Raw genomic sequence first — 17,376 nt, forward strand, 5'->3', positions numbered from 1 at the left:
GGTTGGTCCAATGCGCATCCTGAACGACAGCACGGAGATCGCGGCGGCCGCCGGAGAAGAGCTCGGGGTCAGCGAGTGGGTGGCGATCACGCAGGAGCGGATCGACTTGTTCGCCGATGCGACCGGTGACCGACAGTGGATCCACGTCGACCCCGAACGTGCGGCGGACGGCCCGTTCGGTGCGACCGTGGCGCACGGCTTTTTGACGCTGTCGATGCTTCCGTTCCTCGGCGCTCAGGTCTATGCGTTCGCCGGCAACCTGGCCCGGGTCAACTACGGCCTCAACAAGGTGCGCTTCGTGTCGCCGGTTCTCGTCGGCTCCAAGGTCCGCAACCGGGTCGAGCTCGTCGCGGTCGAGGAGATCGAGAAGGGGCAGCGCGCCACGCTGCGCCACACCGTCGAGATCAAGGGCCAGGACAAGCCGGCCTGTGTCGCCGAGACCGTCGTGCTTCTCGTGGCGTCGTGACACGATGACGTGGTGAGAGCCACTTCTGAACAGATCGCCCTGGCCCCCAAGGCCGCCCTGCACGAGCACCTCGACGGGGGTGTCAGGCCGGCCACGATCGTCGAGATCGCTGCCGAGATCGGCCACGACCTGCCTGCCGGTGATGCCGAGTCGCTCGGCGCATGGTTCGAGGAGTCCTCGAGCTCGGGCTCCCTCGAGCGTTATCTCGAGACCTTCGTGCACACGGTCGCGGTCATGCAGCGCTCGCAGGACCTGGCCCGCGTCGCGCGTGAGGCTGTTCTTGACCTGGCCGCGGATGGCTGCGTCTACGTCGAGCTGCGCTGGGCGCCTGAGCAACACCTTTCCGCCGGTCTGTCGCTGCGCGAGACCGTCGATGCCGTGCAGTCCGGCATCGTCGCCGGTCGCGAGGAGTCCGCCGCACTGGGTCGACCCATCGTTGTCGGACAGCTGCTGACCGCCATGCGGCACGCCAAGCGTGGCCTGGAAATCGCCGAGATCGCGGTCGAGTACCGCGATCGTGGCGTCGCGGGCTTCGACATTGCCGGCGCTGAGGACGGTTTTCCGCCGATCCTGCACCTCGAGGCATTCGAGTACCTGCGCCGCGAGAACGCACACTTCACGATCCACGCGGGCGAGGCGTTCGGTCTCCCGTCGATCTGGCAGGCCATCCAGCGCTGCGGTGCCGAACGACTGGGTCACGGCGTGCGCATCGTCGACGACATCGACTTCGACGCACCCGGTGGGCCGCGACTGGGACGTCTGGCGGCGTACATCCGGGACCGGCGCATCCCGCTCGAGATGTGCCCGTCGTCCAACCTGCAGACCAACGCAGTGCCGGACATGCACTCGATCGCCGATCACCCGATCGGCAAGCTCAAGGATCTCGGCTTCCGGGTGACGGTCAACTGCGACAACCGGCTGATGAGCGGCACCTCGATGTCGCGGGAGTTCCAGCTGCTCGTCGATGCCTTCGACTACGACGTCGATGACCTGCGCTGGTTCACTGTCAACGCCATGAAGAGCGCCTTCCTGCCGTTCGATCAGCGGCTCGTCCTGATCAACGATGTGATCAAGCCCGCCTACGCAGCTCTCTAGCCCGCGCTGAGCCTGACATTTCGGTCCCGACACGCCGTGCGGGTGGACAGAAACGTCAGGCTCAGCGGGTGGGTCAGGCGGCGGCGGTGACCTCCTCGGCCGGCTCGAGGGCCAGCGTCAGGATCTCGGCCACATCGGCGACCGGCCGGACGTCGAGCTGGGCCAGCACCTCGTCGGGCACGTCGACCAGGTCGACCTCGTTGCGCGCCGGGATGAACACGGTCGTGAGCCCGGCACGCTGGGCGGCCATGAGCTTCTGCTTGACCCCGCCGATCGGCAGGACCCGGCCGTTGAGCGTGACCTCCCCGGTCATGCCCACGTCGGCCCGCACGTTGCGGCCCAGCGCCAGTGACACCAGCGCCGTGACCATCGTGACGCCCGCCGACGGACCGTCCTTGGGCACTGCTCCGGCCGGCACGTGGAGGTGGATCGACCGCTCCAGCGTCTCGGCATCGATCCCGATCTCCGCGGCGTGCGACCGGACGTACGTCAGGGCGATCTGAGCCGACTCCTTCATCACGTCACCCAGCTGGCCGGTGATCACGAGCCCGCGCTCACCGGCGTACGCGCTGGCCTCGATGAACAGCACGTCGCCGCCCAGTCCCGTCACCGCGAGCCCCGTCGAGACGCCCGGGACCGCCGTGCGCTCCTCCGACTCAGGGATGAACCGTGGCCTGCCGATGAAGTCGACGAGGGTCTTCTCGTCGACGACGACGGGCTGGGCCACGTCGGGGTCGGTCAGCCTGGTCGTGACCTTGCGGAACACCTTGGCCAGCAACCGCTCCATCTGTCGCACACCGGCCTCCCGGGTGTACGACGCCGCGATCTCGCGTAACGCCTCGTCGGTGACCTCGACCTCGTCGGTGGTCAGCGCGGCCTGCTCGAGCTGGCGCGGCGCGAGGTAGCGCCGGGCGATCTGCACCTTGTCGTCCTCGGTGTAGCCGTCGAGCTGCACCAGCTCCATGCGGTCCAGCAGCGCCTGCGGGATCGTCTCGATCACGTTGGCGGTCGCCAGGAAGAGCACGTCCGACAGGTCTAGGTCGAGATCGAGGTAGTGATCACGGAATGTGTGGTTCTGCGCCGGATCCAGCACCTCGAGCAGGGCGGCCGCAGGGTCGCCGCGGTAGTCGGCGCCGACCTTGTCGATCTCGTCGAGCAGCACGACGGGATTCATCGATCCTGCCTCGCCGAGGGCACGCACCAGACGGCCCGGCAGCGCACCGACGTACGTGCGGCGGTGGCCGCGAATCTCGGCCTCGTCGCGTACGCCACCGAGCGCGACGCGGACGAAGTTGCGACCCAGCGCCCTGGCGACGCTCTCGCCCAGGGACGTCTTGCCGACGCCGGGCGGGCCGACCAGCGCCATGACGGCGCCGGACCCCCGGCCGCCGACGACCTCCATGCCACGATCGGCGCGACGGGCGCGGACCGCGAGGTACTCCACGATCCGGTCCTTGACGTCGTCGAGCCCGTGGTGATCGGCGTCCAGCACGGTGCGGGCCGTCGCGATGTCGGTGGCGTCATGGGTCTTGACTCCCCACGGGAGCTCGAGCACCGTGTCGAGCCACGTACGGATGTAGCCGGCCTCGGGATTCTGGTCGCTGCCGCGCTCCAGCTTGCCCACCTCGCGCATGGCTGCCTTGCGGACGTCCTCGGGCAGGTCGGCCTCCTCTACTCGGGCCCGGTAGTCCTGGGTGCCCTCGGGCTCGTCGTCGCCGAGTTCCTTGCGGATCGTCGCAAGCTGTTGGCGCAGCACGAACTCGCGCTGGTTCTTGTCGATGCTGTCCTGGACGGACTCGGAGATCTTCTCGTTGACCTCGGCCTCGGCGAGGTACGCCCGGGCCCACTCGATCAGAAGACTCAGCCGCAGCGCGACCTCGGGGGTCTCGAGCAGCTGTCGCTTCTGCTCCTGCTCGAGGTACGACGCGTAGCCCGCGGTGTCGGCCAGGGCCCCCGGATCGGTCATGCGCTGCACGGAGTCGACGACCTGCCACGCGTTGCGCTTCTGCAGGATCGTCACAAGCATGCCCTTGTACTCGGCGGCCAGCTCCCGTACGGCGTCGGTCACGGGCGCATCGTCGATCAGCTCGGCCTCGACCCACAGGGCCGCGCCGGGACCGGTCACGCCGCCCTGGATGTGCGCGCGCTGACCGGCCTTGATCACGGCGCCGGGCTCGCCGCTGGGGAGGCGGCCGACCTGTTGGATCGTCGCGATCACGCCGTGCGTGGCGTAGCGGTCCTCGAGGCGCGGGGCGACCAGCAGCCGGTCGTCATTGCTGGTGCGTGCGGCGTCGACGGCGGCGCGGGCCGCGTCGTCGAGCTCGATGGGAACGACCATGCCGGGCAGGACGACGACGTCCTGGAGTGCCAGCACGGGAAATGTCTGGAGTGTGCTCACGGGTCTCTCCTCAGAGTTGAGTCTGACGGGCTCAACCGGGTCGGGTGAGAAGTTGTTCCAAGACCCGCAAAGTGTTCGCTGAGGGCGCACGTGGGCGCGGTCGACGCGCTACCGTGGCCTCGGGATGCCTGCGGGTGAGGATGAGTACATGCCAGAGTCGATCGACGACCATGTAGTGCGGACGCTGCGCGCGTGGCCGTCACGGCCGGCCGAAGCCGTCGAGGAGATTGCTGATCCCGGCCGTCTGCTCGCGTTGCTGGACGCGCAGCTGCAGAGCAGGCACCTCGACCTGACGATCCGTTGGTTGCAGTCCCAAGGTGAGGCGTTCTACACGATCGCCTCGGCGGGCCACGAGAGCAATGCTGCCGTCGCGATGGCCCTGCGTCCGACCGATCCGGCACTCCTGCACTACCGGTCGGGTGGCTTCTACGCGGCCCGCGCGGCGCAGGTGCCTGCCTCGACCGCGATCGACGACGTGCTGCGCAGCGCGATGGCTTCGGCCGACGACCCGATCTCCGGCGGCCGACACAAGGTCTTCGGACACGCCGGGATGAGCGTCATCCCGCAGACGTCCACGATCGGCTCGCACCTGCCGCGTGCGTTCGGCTTGGCGTTCGCACTGGGCTTGGCCGCCCGGTCCGACGTCCAGCCGCAGTGGCCGCTGGACTCGGTCGTCGTGTGCAGCTTCGGGGATGCCTCGTCGAACCACTCGACCGCAGTGGGAGCGCTCAACGCGTCGTCGTACTGCGCGCACCAAGGCGTGCCGCTGCCGGTCCTCTACGTCTGCGAGGACAATGGCATCGGCATCAGCACACGGTCGCCCGCCGGCTGGGTCGAGCGGTCGTTGGCATCGTGGCCCGGCCTCGAGCACGCCGTCGCCGATGGCACCCGACCCACGGAGCTCCTTGACACGGCGGCCCGCCTGGCTGAGGTGGTGCGCACCGAGCGTCGTCCTGCGGTGCTGCACCTGCGCACCGTGCGGTTCATGGGGCATGCCGGCTCGGACGCCGAGATCGCCTACCGCTCGCAGCGGGAGATCGAGGAGGAGTACGCGCAGGACCCCATCCTGGCCACCGCCGGAGCCCTGATCGACGCGGGAGTGCTGACCCCGGTCGAGGTGCTTGCGAGGTACGCCGAGGTGCGGGTCGAGGTGGCTGAGCGTGCCAAGGACCTGATCGGGACGCGACGGCTCGACACCCGCGAGGCTGTCACGTCGCCCATCGCGATGCGTCGACCTCGGGCCGACGTCCTGGCCCCCGTGGACCGCCGCGAGCAGACGTTCGGGACCAGGCTGCCCGAGGACGGGACGCCGCTGACCCTCGCCCAGACCATCAATGCGACGCTCAAGGACGTACTGGCGGCGCGACCCGAGGCGCTGGTCTTCGGTGAGGACATCGGGCGCAAGGGCGGGGTCTACGGCGTGACGCGGGGCCTGCGCAAGGCATTCGGTGCCACGCAGGTCTTCGACACGCTGCTGGACGAGCAGACGATCCTGGGCACCGCGCTGGGCGCCGGGCTGGCCGGCTTCCTGCCGATCCCGGAGATCCAGTACCTCGCCTACCTGCACAATGCCGAGGACCAGCTGCGGGGCGAGGCGGCGACGTTGAGGTTCTTCTCCAACGGTCAGTACGAGAACGGCATGGTCGTGCGCGTTGCCGGGCTGGCGTACCAGAAGGGCTTTGGTGGTCACTTCCACAACGACAACTCGATTGCGGTCCTGAGGGACATCCCCGGACTCGTGCTGGCTGTGCCGAGCCATCCCGCGAGCGCGCCGGGCCTCCTGCGGGAGTGCCTAGCCCTGGCGGACGAGGGACGAGTCTGCGTGTTCCTCGAGCCGATCGCGCTCTACCACGAGCGTGACCTGCACGCCGGCGACGCCGGATGGACCGCGACCTATGCCGCGCCCGCACGCTGGCCTGCCGAGGCGGCCTACGAGCTGGGCCGGGTCCGGACGTACGGCGAGGGGCGTGACGTCCTGCTCGTGACCTTCGGCAACGGGGTGCGGATGAGCCTGCGGGCCGCCACGCAGCTTGCCGACGAGGGTGTCGGTTGCACGGTGCTGGACCTGCAGTGGTTGGCGCCGCTGCCCCGTGAGGAGCTGTTGCGCGCCACCGAGGGATTCGCTGCGGTCGTCGTGGTCGACGAGACCCGCGAGAGCGGTGGAGTGTCGGAGTCGGTCGTCACGGCGCTGGTCGACGGCGGCTACCCCGGTCGGATCCGGCGGGTCACGAGCGCCGACAGCTTCATCCCGCTCGGTCCCGCGGCCGATCAGGTCCTGCTCGCGGAGTCGGATGTCGTCGAGGCCGTACGGGCGCTCCAGCCGGAGTGACGGTCAGAGAGCGCGCAGGAGGGTGCGCGCCTCGCGCGGCGTCATGGCCACACATCCGTGCGCGACGGCGTCGGCGACGATGCTGGGCTCGTTGCGCATGAGCCGCCAACCTCGGCGCACCAGCACCCACGGCGCCTTGCGGCCCTCGCGCAGATCACGCACCAGGCGCAGGCCGAAGGTCAGCATCCGGTTGCGATGCAGGCAGATCGCCGCGTCGAGGATCCCGGCCTCACGGCAGGCGTCCACGATGACCGGTGCGAACAACCCCTCGGCGATGAACCGGCCCTGTGGCGCCGACAGCGTCTGGGTGCCAGTACGTGCGCTGATCGCGATGTCGTAGACCGGCACCTCGGTCGTGCCGGCCGCGCACAGGTCGGTGATGGTGCCGACCGCGTCGACCGAGCTCCACGAGTCCGGGTCGTCCCAGTCCACGATGCCGAGCGTCGAGCGCGGCATGTCCGGCTCGTCGCCGTCGCGGTAGAAGTCGTCGAGCCGCAAGACCGGCCACCCCAGTCGGGCGGACAGGTGCGACTTACCGGACCCCGAGGGCCCGGCCAGAATCACGACGCCCACTACACGCCGATCGGGTGCCAGACGGTCTTCGTCTCGACGAGGGCCTCGAGACGCGCGAGGGTCGGCTCGGCGAGCCAGTCAACGGCGGCAGTCGGTCGCAGCACACGCTTCAGGTTGTCCGCGGCCGCGACCTCGAGCGAGGCCGCCAGGTCCGGATCGTCAACACCCGCGAGATCAAGGGCATTGACGTCCATGTGCGAGGCCAGCCACGGCGCGATCTCCGCCGGGCGTCCGGTCAGGATGTTGACGACACCACCGGGCAGGTCCGAGGTTGCCATGCACTCCGACAGCGTGACGGCCGGCACGGGGAACTTCTCGCTCGCGACGACCACGACGGTGTTGCCCGTTGCGATGGCCGGCGCGATGACCGACACGAGCCCGAGCAGCGGCCCGGACGGTGCGACGGTCGCGACGACGCCGGTCGGCTCGGGTGTCGAGAGGTTGAAGTACGGTCCCGAGACGGCATTGGCGTTGCCCAGCACCTGGACGTACTTGTCGGCCCAACCGGCGTACCAGACGACCCGGTCGATCGCGGCGTCCACGTACGTGACGGCCTTCTTGTCACTCAGACCCTCGGCGGCGCGAAGCTGCTCGATGAACTGGTCCCGGCGTCCCTCCATGACCTCGGCGAGCCGGTAGATGACCTGGCCGCGGTTGTACGGTGTCCGGGTTGACCAGCCGCCGAATGCCTTGCGTGCGGCGACCACGGCGTCGCGGGCGTCCTTGCGCGAGGCCAGAGCCATGTTGCCCAGCGAGCCGCCCTTGGCGTCGAGCGCCTCGAACGTGCGGCCGGACTCCGAGCGGGGGAACGACCCACCGATGTAGAGCTTGTGCGTCTTGCGGACGTCCACGCGAGTCATCAGACAGCTCCCTTGAGGTACGCGGCGAGGCCGTGGCGTCCGCCCTCGCGACCGTAGCCCGACTCCTTGTAGCCGCCGAACGGCGATGCGGGGTCGAACGTGTTGAACGTGTTGGCCCAGACCACGCCGGCGCGCAGCTGATTGGCTATCGACAGGATCCGTGAGCCCTTCTCGGTCCAGACTCCGGCGGACAGCCCGTACGGCGTGTTGTTGGCCTTCTCGACTGCCTCGGCCGGGGTGCGGAACGTCAGCACCGACAGCACGGGGCCGAAAATCTCCTCGCGGGCGATGCGGTGGGCCTGTGTGACGCCCGTGAAGATCGTCGGTGCAAACCAGAATCCGCTGTCGGGGATCTCGCACGGTGCCGACCAGCGCTCGGCGCCCTCAGCGTCGCCGACCTCGGACAGCTCGTTGATCCGGGCCAGCTGCTCGGCGGAGTTGATCGCACCGATGTCGGTGTTCTTGTCCAGTGGATCGCCCAGCCGCAAGGTCGACATCCGCCGCTTGAGCCGTTCGATGACCTCGTCGTAGACGTTCTCCTGCACCAGTAGCCGGGAGCCGGCGCAGCACACGTGGCCCTGGTTGAAGAAGATGCCGCCGACAATGCCCTCGATGGCCTGGTCGAGCGGGGCATCGTCGAACACGATGTTGGCGGCCTTGCCGCCGAGCTCGAGGGTGACCTTCTTGGAGGTGCCGGCGACCGAGCGGGCGATGGCCTTGCCGACCGCGGTCGAGCCGGTGAACGCGACCTTGTCGACGTCAGGGTGCTCGACGAGCGCCTGCCCCGTGGGACCGGCGCCGGTGATGATGTTGACGACGCCCCGCGGCAGCTCGGCCTGCTGGCAGACCTCGGCGAACAGCAGCGCCGTGAGAGGGGTGGTTTCGGCTGGCTTGAGGACGACGGTGTTGCCGGCAGCCAGGGCCGGCGCGATCTTCCATGCCAGCATCATGATCGGGAAGTTCCAAGGGATCACCTGACCCGCGACACCGAGCGCCCGCGGATCGGGACCGAGCCCGGCGTGACCCAGCTTGTCGGCCCACCCTGCGTAGTAGAAGAACCACTGGGAGACCAGTGGGAGATCGACGTCGCGCGACTCCTTGATCGGCTTGCCGTTGTCGAGCGACTCCAGCACCGCGAACTCGCGCGAACGCTCGGCCATGATGCGGGCGATGCGGTAGAGATACTTCGCCCGCTCGCTGCCGGGCATCTGTGACCAGACCGTGTCGTACGCGCGGCGGGCCGCCTTGACCGCACGGTCGACGTCGTCGGCGGTCGCCTCGGTGACCTCGGCGAGGACCTCCTCCGAGGACGGGCTGATCGACTTGAACGATCCGCCCTTGCCGTCGACGAACTCGCCGCCGATGAACAGTCCGTAGGAGCTCTTGAGGTCGACGATCGCGCGGGACTCCGGCGCGGGTGCGTATTCGAACTTGGTCATGGCAATCAGTCCAACGTCACGTAGTCGGGGCCGGAGTAGCGGCCGGTGGCAATCTTCTGGCGCTGCAGCAGCAGGTCGTTGAGCAGGCTCGATGCGCCGAACCGGAACCAGTCGGGGTCGAGCCAGTCCTCGCCGGCGATCTCGTTGACCAGCACGAGGTGCTTGATGGCGTCCTTGGAGGTGCGGATGCCACCGGCCGGCTTGACGCCAACCTGCCGCCCGGTGTCGGCACGGAAGTCGCGCACGGCCTCGAGCATCAGCAGGCAGACCGGCAGGGTCGCGGCCGGTTGGATCTTGCCGGTGCTGGTCTTGATGAAGTCGGCACCGGCCTGCATCGCGAGCCACGAGGCCCGGCGCACGTTGTCGTACGTCTGCAGCTCGCCGGTCTCGAGGATGACCTTGAGGTGGGCGTGCGTGCCGTCTGGCCGGGCGCAGGCCTCCTTGATCGCGACGATCTCATCGAAGATCTGCTGGTACTCACCCGTCAGGAAGGCGCCGCGGTCGATGACCATGTCGATCTCGTCCGCGCCCGCCTCCACGGCGTCGTGCGTGTCGGCGAGCTTGATGTCGAGCGCGGCACGCCCCGAGGGGAACGCCGTGGCGACGCTGGCGACGTTGACGCCGGAGTCGCCGAGCGTCTCCTTGGCGATCGCGACCATGTCGGGATAGACGCACACCGCGGCGGCTGCCGGGCAGCTCCCGTCGGTGGGGTCGGGGCGCATCGCCTTGTTGGCCAGCGCGCGGACCTTGCCGGGTGTGTCAGAGCCCTCGAGGGTCGTGAGGTCGACCATCGAGATCGCGAGGTCGATCGCCCAGGCCTTGGCGGTCGTCTTGATCGACCTGGTCCCGAGCGCGGCGGCCCGCGCTTCGAGCCCGACCTGGTCGACGCCCGGCAGCCCGCCGAGAGTCTTGCGCAGAGACGCGGTGGCGCCAGTCACGGATGACCTCCTGGATCAGCGCGGCCACGTCGTCGGGGCCGCATCGGTCAAGATTAGACCCCCGCGAGTTGCCACGCGAAACCCTGCGCGGCTCTGAGCGCGCGGCCGGCGGAGGTTTACCCATTTGTCACCCCGTGGTGGTCCGAATCTCCTTGACGCTTCGACCGCACACGGTGTTTTGTTCCTAGCAACGGTTTCCTGAGAATTTCTCAGGGCCTACGTCGGGGGACGGACTACGAGGTTCTTCTCCGATCGTTCTTGGAGAGGAACTTCCTGTGATTCACGTGTCCCGTCGCCTGCTCGCAGCTGCCACGGCAGCTCTGCTGGGTGCACCCCTGCTGGCCATCGCGCCGGCCCACGCAGCAGACCCGGTCGTCCTGAACCTGATCGGGATCAACGACTTCCACGGACGGATCGACAGCAACACGGTCAAGTTCGCCGGAACGGTCGAACAGGTGCGCAGGGCTGGTGGCGATGCGAACTCGTTGCTGATCTCGGCAGGCGACAACGTCAGTGCCTCGCTCTTCGCCTCGGCGGTCCAGGGCGACCTCCCGACGATCGACGTCCTCAACGCACTGAACCTGGACGCCTCGGCGGCCGGCAACCACGAGCTCGACCAGGGCGCCGACGACCTGACCGGCCGGCTGAGCAACGCTGCCGACTTCCCATTCCTGTCGGCCAACATCTTCAAGGCCGACAGCACGCCGCTGCTCGACAAGTACAAGATCTTCACGATCGACGGGGTCGACGTCGCGGTCGTCGGCGCGATCACCGAGGAGACCTCGGCTCTGGTCAGCCCGGCAGGCATCCAGGGCCTGACCTTTGCCGATCCCACCGAGTCGATCAACGACACGGTCGACGAGCTCGAAGCGCTGCCCGACGCGCCAGACGTCATCGTCGCCTCGATCCACGAGGGGGCACCGGACGGCACCAAGACGTATGAGCAGAACGTCGCCGCCAGTCCCGTGTTCAAGAGCATCGTGGAGAACACCGACCCACGTGTCGATGCGATCTTCATGGGCCACACCCATCAGGCGTACGCGTATGACGCTCCGATCCCCAACAGCGGCGGTGAGACACGACCGGTCCTGCAGACCGGCAGCTACGGCTCGAATGTCGGCAACATCCAGCTGACCTTCGACAAGGACTCCGGCACCGTCACGAGCCACACCCAGGCCAACGTCGCCCGGGTCTCCACGCCCGATGCCGACCTCGTCGCGGACTACCCACGGGTCGCGACGGTCAAGCCGATCGTGGACGATGCCCTGGCGTTCGCCGCGGTCAAGGGCAATGAGCCGGTCGGCAAGCAGACCGCCGACATCACGACGGCCTTCTCCGGCGGTGCACGTGACGACCGCGCCAGCGAGTCGACGCTCGGCAACCTCGTGGCCGACTCGCTGCTTGCCTCGGTCAAGGACGCGCCAGCTGGCGCCGACATCGGTGTCACCAACCCGGGAGGCCTGCGCGCCGACCTGCTCTACGCCGGGACGGGCGGCACCAATGGCGATGGGGTCATCACGTACGCCGAGGCCAACTCGGTCCTCCCGTTCGTCAACAACCTCAGCACCGTCACGCTGAGTGGCGCGAACTTCAAGCAGGTGCTCGAGCAGCAGTGGCAGCGCGACGCCGCCGGAAACGTCCCCTCGCGCGCATACCTGCAGCTGGGGATCTCCAAGAACGTCAGCTACACGTTCGACCCGGCTCGCCCGGAGGGCGACCGCATCACCTCGATCACGGTCGACGGGGCGCCGTACGACCCGAGCGCGTCCTACAAGATCGCCGTGCCGTCGTTCCTGACCTCCGGTGGCGACAACTTCCGGGCGTTCACGCTCGGCACTTCGGTCGACAGCGGGCTCGTCGACTACCAGGCGTTCATCGACTACCTCGGCGGCAACAACCCGGTCTCGCCGGACTTCGCCCGCCGCGCGGTGCAGGTTGACGGGCTGGGCGCGAAGTACGACGCCGGCGACACTGTCTCGTTGACGCTTCCCGCGGTCGACCTGACGTCGAAGGGCGGCGCACCGACCACCTCGGTCACGGCGACGCTGCTGACAGAGTCGGACGAGATCGACCTCGGCACCTTCCCGGCCTCGGCGGGCAAAGCCGATGTGTCGTTCACGATCCCGGCCGGAGTGACCGGCTCGGCCCGGGTCAGGATCGACGGGACGCCGACCGGAATGTCGTCGATCCTGCCGCCGTTCGAGGTCGCCAAGGCCAAGGCCGTCGCGAAGGTCGACGCCTACGCGTTCCCGATCGTCCTCGAGGGCTCCCGGGCGCTGGTGGGCTTTTCCGTGCGGGGCAAGGACGGACGTCCGACCGGCACCGTCAGGGTCCTCGACGGGGACGATGTCCTCGGTGAGGAGTCTTTGCGGCGGGGGCTGGGCCTGATAGTGGCCGACACCCGCTTGCTGTCCGCCGGGCGCCACACGCTGACGGTGTCCTACGAGGGCGATGACACGTACGCCCCGGCTGACGATCAGGTGCGGGTCACGGTCCTGCGCTTCCCGGGCTTCCACCGATGAGACGGCGGGGCGTGCTGCTCGCCGCTGGGCTCCGCAACGGCGTGTCGTGACAGGAACGCCAGGCCCAGTGGTTCAGATGCCGAGAGCTTGGGCGAGGTCCTTCTTGATGGCGGCGATCGTGATGTCGGCGCTGCCACGTGCGGCGTCGATCGTGTCCGTCACCGGGACGACAACCTCGATGTAGCACTTGAGCTTGGGCTCGGTGCCGGACGGACGACAGATGATTCGGGTGTCGCCGTCGAGGCCAAGCCGAATGCCGTCGGTCGGCGGCAGGCCGTGATAGCCGTCGGCGAGATCGTCGACCGACGTTACGGCCAGCCCGCCCAACGACGACGGGGGAGAGGTCCGCAGCGTCTCCATCGCTCGGGAGATGATCGTGAGATCTTCGACCCGCACCGAAAGCTGCGATGTCGCGTGCAGGCCGTGCTCGCGATAGATGTCGTCGAGCCGGTCGAGCAGGCTGTGACCCTCGGCCTTGAGCCCGGCCGCGAGCTCGAGGACCGTGATGATCGCCGAGACGCCGTCCTTGTCGCGCGCGATGTCCGGCGCGACGCTGTAGCCCAACGCCTCCTCATAGCCGAACACCAGCGTCGGGATCTTGCCGAGCCACTTGAAGCCCGTCAGCGTCTGCTCCCACGGCTGGTCGTACGCGGCAGCCTGCCGGCCCAGCAGGTCCGAGGACACGATCGAGGCGGCATACGTGCCCTCCAGGCCCTTGCGCAGCAGGAAGTCGCCCAGCAGTGCGCCGACCTGATCGCCCGACAGCATCCGGTACGCCTCACCGTCTCGCACACCCACGGCGCAACGGTCTGCGTCGGGATCGTTCGCCACGATCAGGTCCGCCTCGGCCTCGGAGGCCAGCTTGAGCGAGAGGTCCATCGCGCCGGGTTCCTCGGGGTTGGGGAACGCGACGGTCGGGAAGTCAGGATCGGGTTCGCCCTGCTCGCGCACGACGTGCAGCGGCGGGAAGCCGGCCCGAGCGACGGCCTCGACCATGGTGTCGCGACCGACACCGTGCATCGGCGTGTAGACCGCAATGATGTCGCGTGGGCCGTCGGCAGGAAGGGCGACGACCGCCTCGACGTAGGACTCGGCGACCTCGGGTCCGAGCAGCTCGTACGCATCGCTGCGTGGCATCTGATCGACCCGGCCAACCGCGTCGATCGCGGCGGAGATGTCGGCGTCCGCCGGCGGCACGATCTGGCTGGAGTCCTCGAGGTAGACCTTGTAGCCGTTGTCCTCGGGCGGATTGTGCGACGCCGTGACCATGACGCCGGCGCTGCAGCCGAGGTGCCGGATCGCGAAGGCGAGGACGGGCGTCGGGAGGTGGGTCGGGAGCAGGAGGGCGTGCACGCCGGCGCCTTCCATGATCTCGGCGGTGTCGCGCGCGAACACGGCGGAGTTGTGCCGCGCGTCGTAGCCGACGACGACGCTGGGCCGCTCGCCGTGCTCGAGCAGGTAGGCCGCGAGGCCCGAGGCGGCCTGGCCCACGATGACCCGATTCATCCGGTTGGGGCCTGCGCCCAACGCGCCACGCAGGCCCGCGGTGCCGAACTGCAGCCGCTCGCGGAACCGGTCGGTCAGACCCTCGCGGTCGCCGGAGTCGAGGAGGGCCTGGAGCTCCTCGCGGGTCGCCGGGTCGGGGTCCTGGCTGAGCCAGTCGTTGGCGCGGTCGAGCAGTTCGTCGGTCATGCTGTTCCTCTCAGAAGGCTGGTCGTGGCTTGAGGTGGGTGGCGTCCGGTCCGCCGACGTACGCGGCCTCCGCTCGGTCCTCGTCACGATTTGGCACTCGTCCGCCGTGGGTCTCGGCATCGTCGAGCGGGTCGTAGCCGATCGCCCGGCCCGGCTCGAGGTCCCACCAGCCCCGGGTGTTGGCCGAGACCCCGTAGATCGTGTGGAGGCCCGGCTGGCGTGACCTGACCGCCGCATCGACCATGCGGACCGCGTCGTCGGGTGACAGCCAGGTCGACAGGCTCCGTGCCGTCGTGGGGGCCCCGCCGAAGGTCCCGATGCGCGCGGCCGTGATGTCGAGGTCGTAGCGATCGGCATAGAGGCTCAGCAGCGCTTCGGCGGAGACCTTGGCCACGCCGTAGAACGTGTCGGGCCGCGGGCGGACGTCGGTCGTCAGCAGCTCGCTGCGAGGGGTACGCCCGACGGCGTGGTTGCTGCTGGCGTAGACCATCCTGCTGACGCGGTGCGTGAGCATCGCCTCGAGCAGCCGCGCAGTGGTGTGCACGTGTGACTCCAGGGCTGCGGGCAGCGAGTCCTCGTGGGGAGTGCCGGCGAGGTGGACCACCGCGTCGACGCCGGCCACGGCCTCGTCGGCGACCGCCGGATCGAGGCAGTCACCGCTCAACCAGCCGAGGGTGAAGTTGTGGTCGGCCTGGGGGATCAGATCGAGTCCGCGCAGCTCGTGACCCAGCGCGGGGAGTCCCCGTGACAGCACGCTGCCGATCGATCCGGCGGCGCCTGTCACGAGGAGCTTCATCAGACCCTCGGCAACACGTCGCAGAGCAGGGCGCCCATGCGCACCGCGGCGGACTTGCCGGCAACCAGGACTTCTTCGTGGTTGAGCGGTTCACCGGTCATGCCCGCGGCCGCGTTCGTCACGAGTGAGATGCCGAGGATCTCCATGCCGGCGGCACGGGCTGCAATAGCCTCGAGCGTCGTCGACATGCCGACCAGGTCGCCGCCGATCGCGCGGATCATGCCGATCTCGGCGGGTGTCTCGTAGTGGGGTCCGGGAAGCTGGACGTAGACACCCTCGTCGAGGCTTGGATCTGCCTGCTTGCACAGGGCGCGCAGCCGGGCGGAGTAGAGATCGGTGAGGTCGACAAAGTTGGCGCCCACGAGCGGCGAGGTCGCGGTCATGTTGATGTGATCGCTGATCAGCACCGGAGTGCCGGGGGACCAGGCTGGATTCAGGCCTCCACAGCCATTCGTCAGCACGAGTGTCTTGACCCCCGCGGCGGCCGCGGTGCGTACGCCATGCACGACCGCAGCGACACCCTTGCCCTCGTAGTAGTGGGTGCGGCCGAGGAAGATCAGCAGTCGGCGGTCGCCGAGCCTCACCGAGCGCACGGTCCCGCCGTGTCCTTGGACTGCCGGTGCGCTGAAGCCCGGGAGGTCCGCGAGGGGGATCTCGTGCTCCGGCTCGCCGAGGGCGTCCGCTGCAGGCAACCAGCCCGACCCCATCACCAGCGCGATGTCGTGATCGGCGCCTCCCGTCCGTTCGCGGAGTGCGTCGGCTGCTTGCTTGGCCAGTTCCTGAGTGCTCACCTCCGGTACATTACGACAGTTCGGGCGACCCCGACCGGTGGCGACGCGCTCAGCGGCAGTGGGACACTGGACGCGTGACTCATGTGACGATAATCGGCGGCGGACCGGGTGGATACGAAGCGGCCCTGGTGGCCTCCAGACTCGGTGCGGAGGTCACTCTCGTCGAGCGGGATGGTCTCGGTGGGTCCACGGTCCTGACCGACTGCGTCCCGAGCAAGACACTCATCGCGACGTCGGACCTGTTGACGGAGGTCGGCACGGCGGCGGAGCTCGGTGTGCAGGTGCCCAAGGCCGTGCGCGCCGACATTGCCGCGGTCAACTCGCGGGTCCTGGCGCTGGCTCAGGCGCAGTCGAACGACATCGCCCACCGACTCACGGTCAGCAACATCTCGATGATCGCCGGGACGGCGACGATCGAGTCCGCCGGAGTCGTTGTTGCGGAGACCGCCGAGGGCCAGGTGCGGATCGAGACGGACTCGATCCTGATTGCGACCGGCGCGCACCCGAGGGTCAGCGCAGATGCGCAGCCCGACGGCGAGCGCATCCTCACGTGGGAGCAGGTCTACGGCCTGACCGAGCTGCCAGAGCACATGATCGTGGTCGGCTCGGGCGTCACGGGCGCGGAGTTCGCGAGCGCCTACAACGGGCTTGGCGCGCCGGTCACCCTCGTCTCGAGCCGCGACCGCGTGCTCCCCGGCGAGGACGTCGACGCGGCCAACGTGATCGAGGACGTCTTCACCCGCCGTGGCATGACCGTCATGGGCAACTCGCGGATGGCCTCGGTCGAGCGGACAGCCGATGGCGTCCGGGTCACGCTGACCGACGGTCGTACGGTCGTCGGGTCGCACTGCCTGTTGGCGCTCGGCTCGATCCCCAACACCGAGGGCCTCGGCCTCGAGGCCATCGGTGTTGAGGTGGACGAGGCCGGATTCATCCGGGTCGACCGGGTGTCCCGCACGTCGGTGCGTGGCATCTACTCGGCTGGCGACTGCACGGGCGTGTTCATGCTGGCCTCCGTCGCGGCCCAGCAGGGCCGCATTGCAATGTCGCACCTGCTCGGCGACGCGGTGCACCCGCTGGACCTGGGCAAGGTCTCCAGCAACGTCTTCACCTCGCCCGAGATCGCGACGGTCGGGATGTCGCAGCAGCAGATGGAAGAGTCCGACCTGCAGATCGACGTCGCGATGATGCCACTCGCGTCCAATGCGCGGGCCAAGATGCAGGGTCTCCATGACGGCTTCGTCAAGCTGTTCGTACGCCGGGGGGTGGGCATCGTCGTGGGTGGTGTGGTGGTCGGTCCCAAGGCCAGCGAGCTGATCCACGCGGTCTCGCTCGCGGTGTCGGCCTCGCTGACCGCCGATCAGGTCGCGGACGCCTTCACGGTGTATCCATCGCTGTCCGGGTCGGTCGCCGAGGCGGCGCGCCGCCTGCACCCGGTGGTCTGACCTGAGGTCGGTTTCGAATTACACGCTTGTGG

13 protein-coding genes are annotated in these 17,376 nt (G+C 68.8%); 5 read left to right on the plus strand and 8 right to left on the minus strand.

The features are described from left to right. The first annotated feature begins 10 nt into the window (after positions 1-10). Together C6I20_RS02190 and C6I20_RS02195 are read left to right on the plus strand one after the other, a co-directional pair. A complete protein-coding gene (locus C6I20_RS02190) occupies positions 11-466 on the plus strand; it encodes a MaoC family dehydratase (RefSeq protein ID WP_118394463.1) in 456 nt (151 codons plus the stop codon). 12 nt (positions 467-478) lie between these two features. Then, the gene (locus C6I20_RS02195; protein WP_118398484.1) at positions 479-1,561 is read left to right on the plus strand and encodes an adenosine deaminase; all 1,083 of its coding nucleotides are present in this window, start codon (positions 479-481) and stop codon (positions 1,559-1,561) included. Positions 1,562-1,634: 73 nt separating this feature from the next. Here the strand turns inward: C6I20_RS02195 and lon are convergent, their stop codons facing one another. Continuing rightward, complete coding sequence (gene lon / locus C6I20_RS02200) at positions 1,635-3,959, minus strand: endopeptidase La (RefSeq protein WP_118394464.1); 2,325 nt, start codon at positions 3,957-3,959, stop codon at positions 1,635-1,637. A gap of 148 nt (positions 3,960-4,107) precedes the next feature. On the opposite strand from lon, the gene C6I20_RS02205 reads away from it, so the two are divergent. After that, on the plus strand, positions 4,108-6,288 hold the full coding sequence (locus C6I20_RS02205; RefSeq protein WP_118398487.1) for a thiamine pyrophosphate-dependent enzyme: 2,181 nt from the start codon (positions 4,108-4,110) through the stop codon (positions 6,286-6,288). A 3-nt stretch (positions 6,289-6,291) separates the two neighbouring features. Here the strand turns inward: C6I20_RS02205 and C6I20_RS02210 are convergent, their stop codons facing one another. The 4 genes from C6I20_RS02210 to deoC are packed head-to-tail and all read right to left on the minus strand — an operon-like array spanning position 6,292 to position 10,098. Then, positions 6,292-6,852, minus strand: a complete 561-nt coding sequence (locus C6I20_RS02210; protein ID WP_254052215.1) for an ATP-binding protein — start codon at positions 6,850-6,852, stop codon at positions 6,292-6,294. 8 nt (positions 6,853-6,860) lie between these two features. After that, a complete protein-coding gene (locus C6I20_RS02215) occupies positions 6,861-7,721 on the minus strand; it encodes an aldehyde dehydrogenase family protein (RefSeq protein ID WP_118394466.1) in 861 nt (286 codons plus the stop codon). Beyond that, complete coding sequence (locus C6I20_RS02220; protein ID WP_118394467.1) at positions 7,721-9,160, minus strand: aldehyde dehydrogenase family protein; 1,440 nt, start codon at positions 9,158-9,160, stop codon at positions 7,721-7,723. The genes C6I20_RS02215 and C6I20_RS02220 overlap by 1 nt, the downstream gene beginning before the upstream one ends. Positions 9,161-9,165: 5 nt before the next feature. After that, positions 9,166-10,098 (minus strand): deoxyribose-phosphate aldolase, encoded by a 933-nt coding sequence (gene deoC, locus C6I20_RS02225; RefSeq protein WP_118394468.1) that lies wholly within the window; start codon positions 10,096-10,098, stop codon positions 9,166-9,168. A 275-nt stretch (positions 10,099-10,373) separates the two neighbouring features. On the opposite strand from deoC, the gene C6I20_RS02230 reads away from it, so the two are divergent. Beyond that, complete coding sequence (locus C6I20_RS02230; protein ID WP_118394469.1) at positions 10,374-12,620, plus strand: 5'-nucleotidase C-terminal domain-containing protein; 2,247 nt, start codon at positions 10,374-10,376, stop codon at positions 12,618-12,620. 72 nt (positions 12,621-12,692) lie between these two features. On the opposite strand, the gene C6I20_RS02235 is transcribed toward C6I20_RS02230, so the two are convergent. The 3 genes from C6I20_RS02235 to C6I20_RS02245 are packed head-to-tail and all read right to left on the minus strand — an operon-like array spanning position 12,693 to position 15,899. Further along, complete coding sequence (locus C6I20_RS02235) at positions 12,693-14,312, minus strand: phospho-sugar mutase (RefSeq protein WP_118394470.1); 1,620 nt, start codon at positions 14,310-14,312, stop codon at positions 12,693-12,695. Positions 14,313-14,322: 10 nt separating this feature from the next. Next, on the minus strand, positions 14,323-15,108 hold the full coding sequence (locus C6I20_RS02240; RefSeq protein WP_118394471.1) for an NAD(P)-dependent oxidoreductase: 786 nt from the start codon (positions 15,106-15,108) through the stop codon (positions 14,323-14,325). Beyond that, the gene (locus C6I20_RS02245) at positions 15,108-15,899 is read right to left on the minus strand and encodes a purine-nucleoside phosphorylase (RefSeq protein ID WP_118394472.1); all 792 of its coding nucleotides are present in this window, start codon (positions 15,897-15,899) and stop codon (positions 15,108-15,110) included. The genes C6I20_RS02240 and C6I20_RS02245 overlap by 1 nt, the downstream gene beginning before the upstream one ends. 74 nt (positions 15,900-15,973) lie before the next feature. On the opposite strand from C6I20_RS02245, the gene C6I20_RS02250 reads away from it, so the two are divergent. Further along, positions 15,974-17,344 (plus strand): NAD(P)H-quinone dehydrogenase, encoded by a 1,371-nt coding sequence (locus C6I20_RS02250; RefSeq protein ID WP_118394473.1) that lies wholly within the window; start codon positions 15,974-15,976, stop codon positions 17,342-17,344. Positions 17,345-17,376: the final 32 nt, after the last annotated feature.

Origin of the sequence: Aeromicrobium sp. A1-2, assembly GCF_003443875.1 — a bacterium.
Classification (GTDB): Bacteria; Actinomycetota; Actinomycetes; order Propionibacteriales; family Nocardioidaceae; genus Aeromicrobium.

What these genes read in the sequence shown, in the direction of transcription:
- C6I20_RS02240 (WP_118394471.1), bottom strand. Translation starts at nt 15,108, where the DNA reads ATGAAGCTCCTCGTGACAGGCGCCGCCGGATCGATCGGCAGCGTGCTG.
- C6I20_RS02215 (WP_118394466.1), bottom strand. Translation starts at nt 7,721, where the DNA reads ATGACTCGCGTGGACGTCCGCAAGACGCACAAGCTCTACATCGGTGGG.
- C6I20_RS02220 (WP_118394467.1), bottom strand. Translation starts at nt 9,160, where the DNA reads ATGACCAAGTTCGAATACGCACCCGCGCCGGAGTCCCGCGCGATCGTC.
- C6I20_RS02205 (WP_118398487.1), top strand. Translation starts at nt 4,108, where the DNA reads ATGCCAGAGTCGATCGACGACCATGTAGTGCGGACGCTGCGCGCGTGG.
- C6I20_RS02235 (WP_118394470.1), bottom strand. Translation starts at nt 14,312, where the DNA reads ATGACCGACGAACTGCTCGACCGCGCCAACGACTGGCTCAGCCAGGAC.
- C6I20_RS02190 (WP_118394463.1), top strand. Translation starts at nt 11, where the DNA reads ATGCGCATCCTGAACGACAGCACGGAGATCGCGGCGGCCGCCGGAGAA.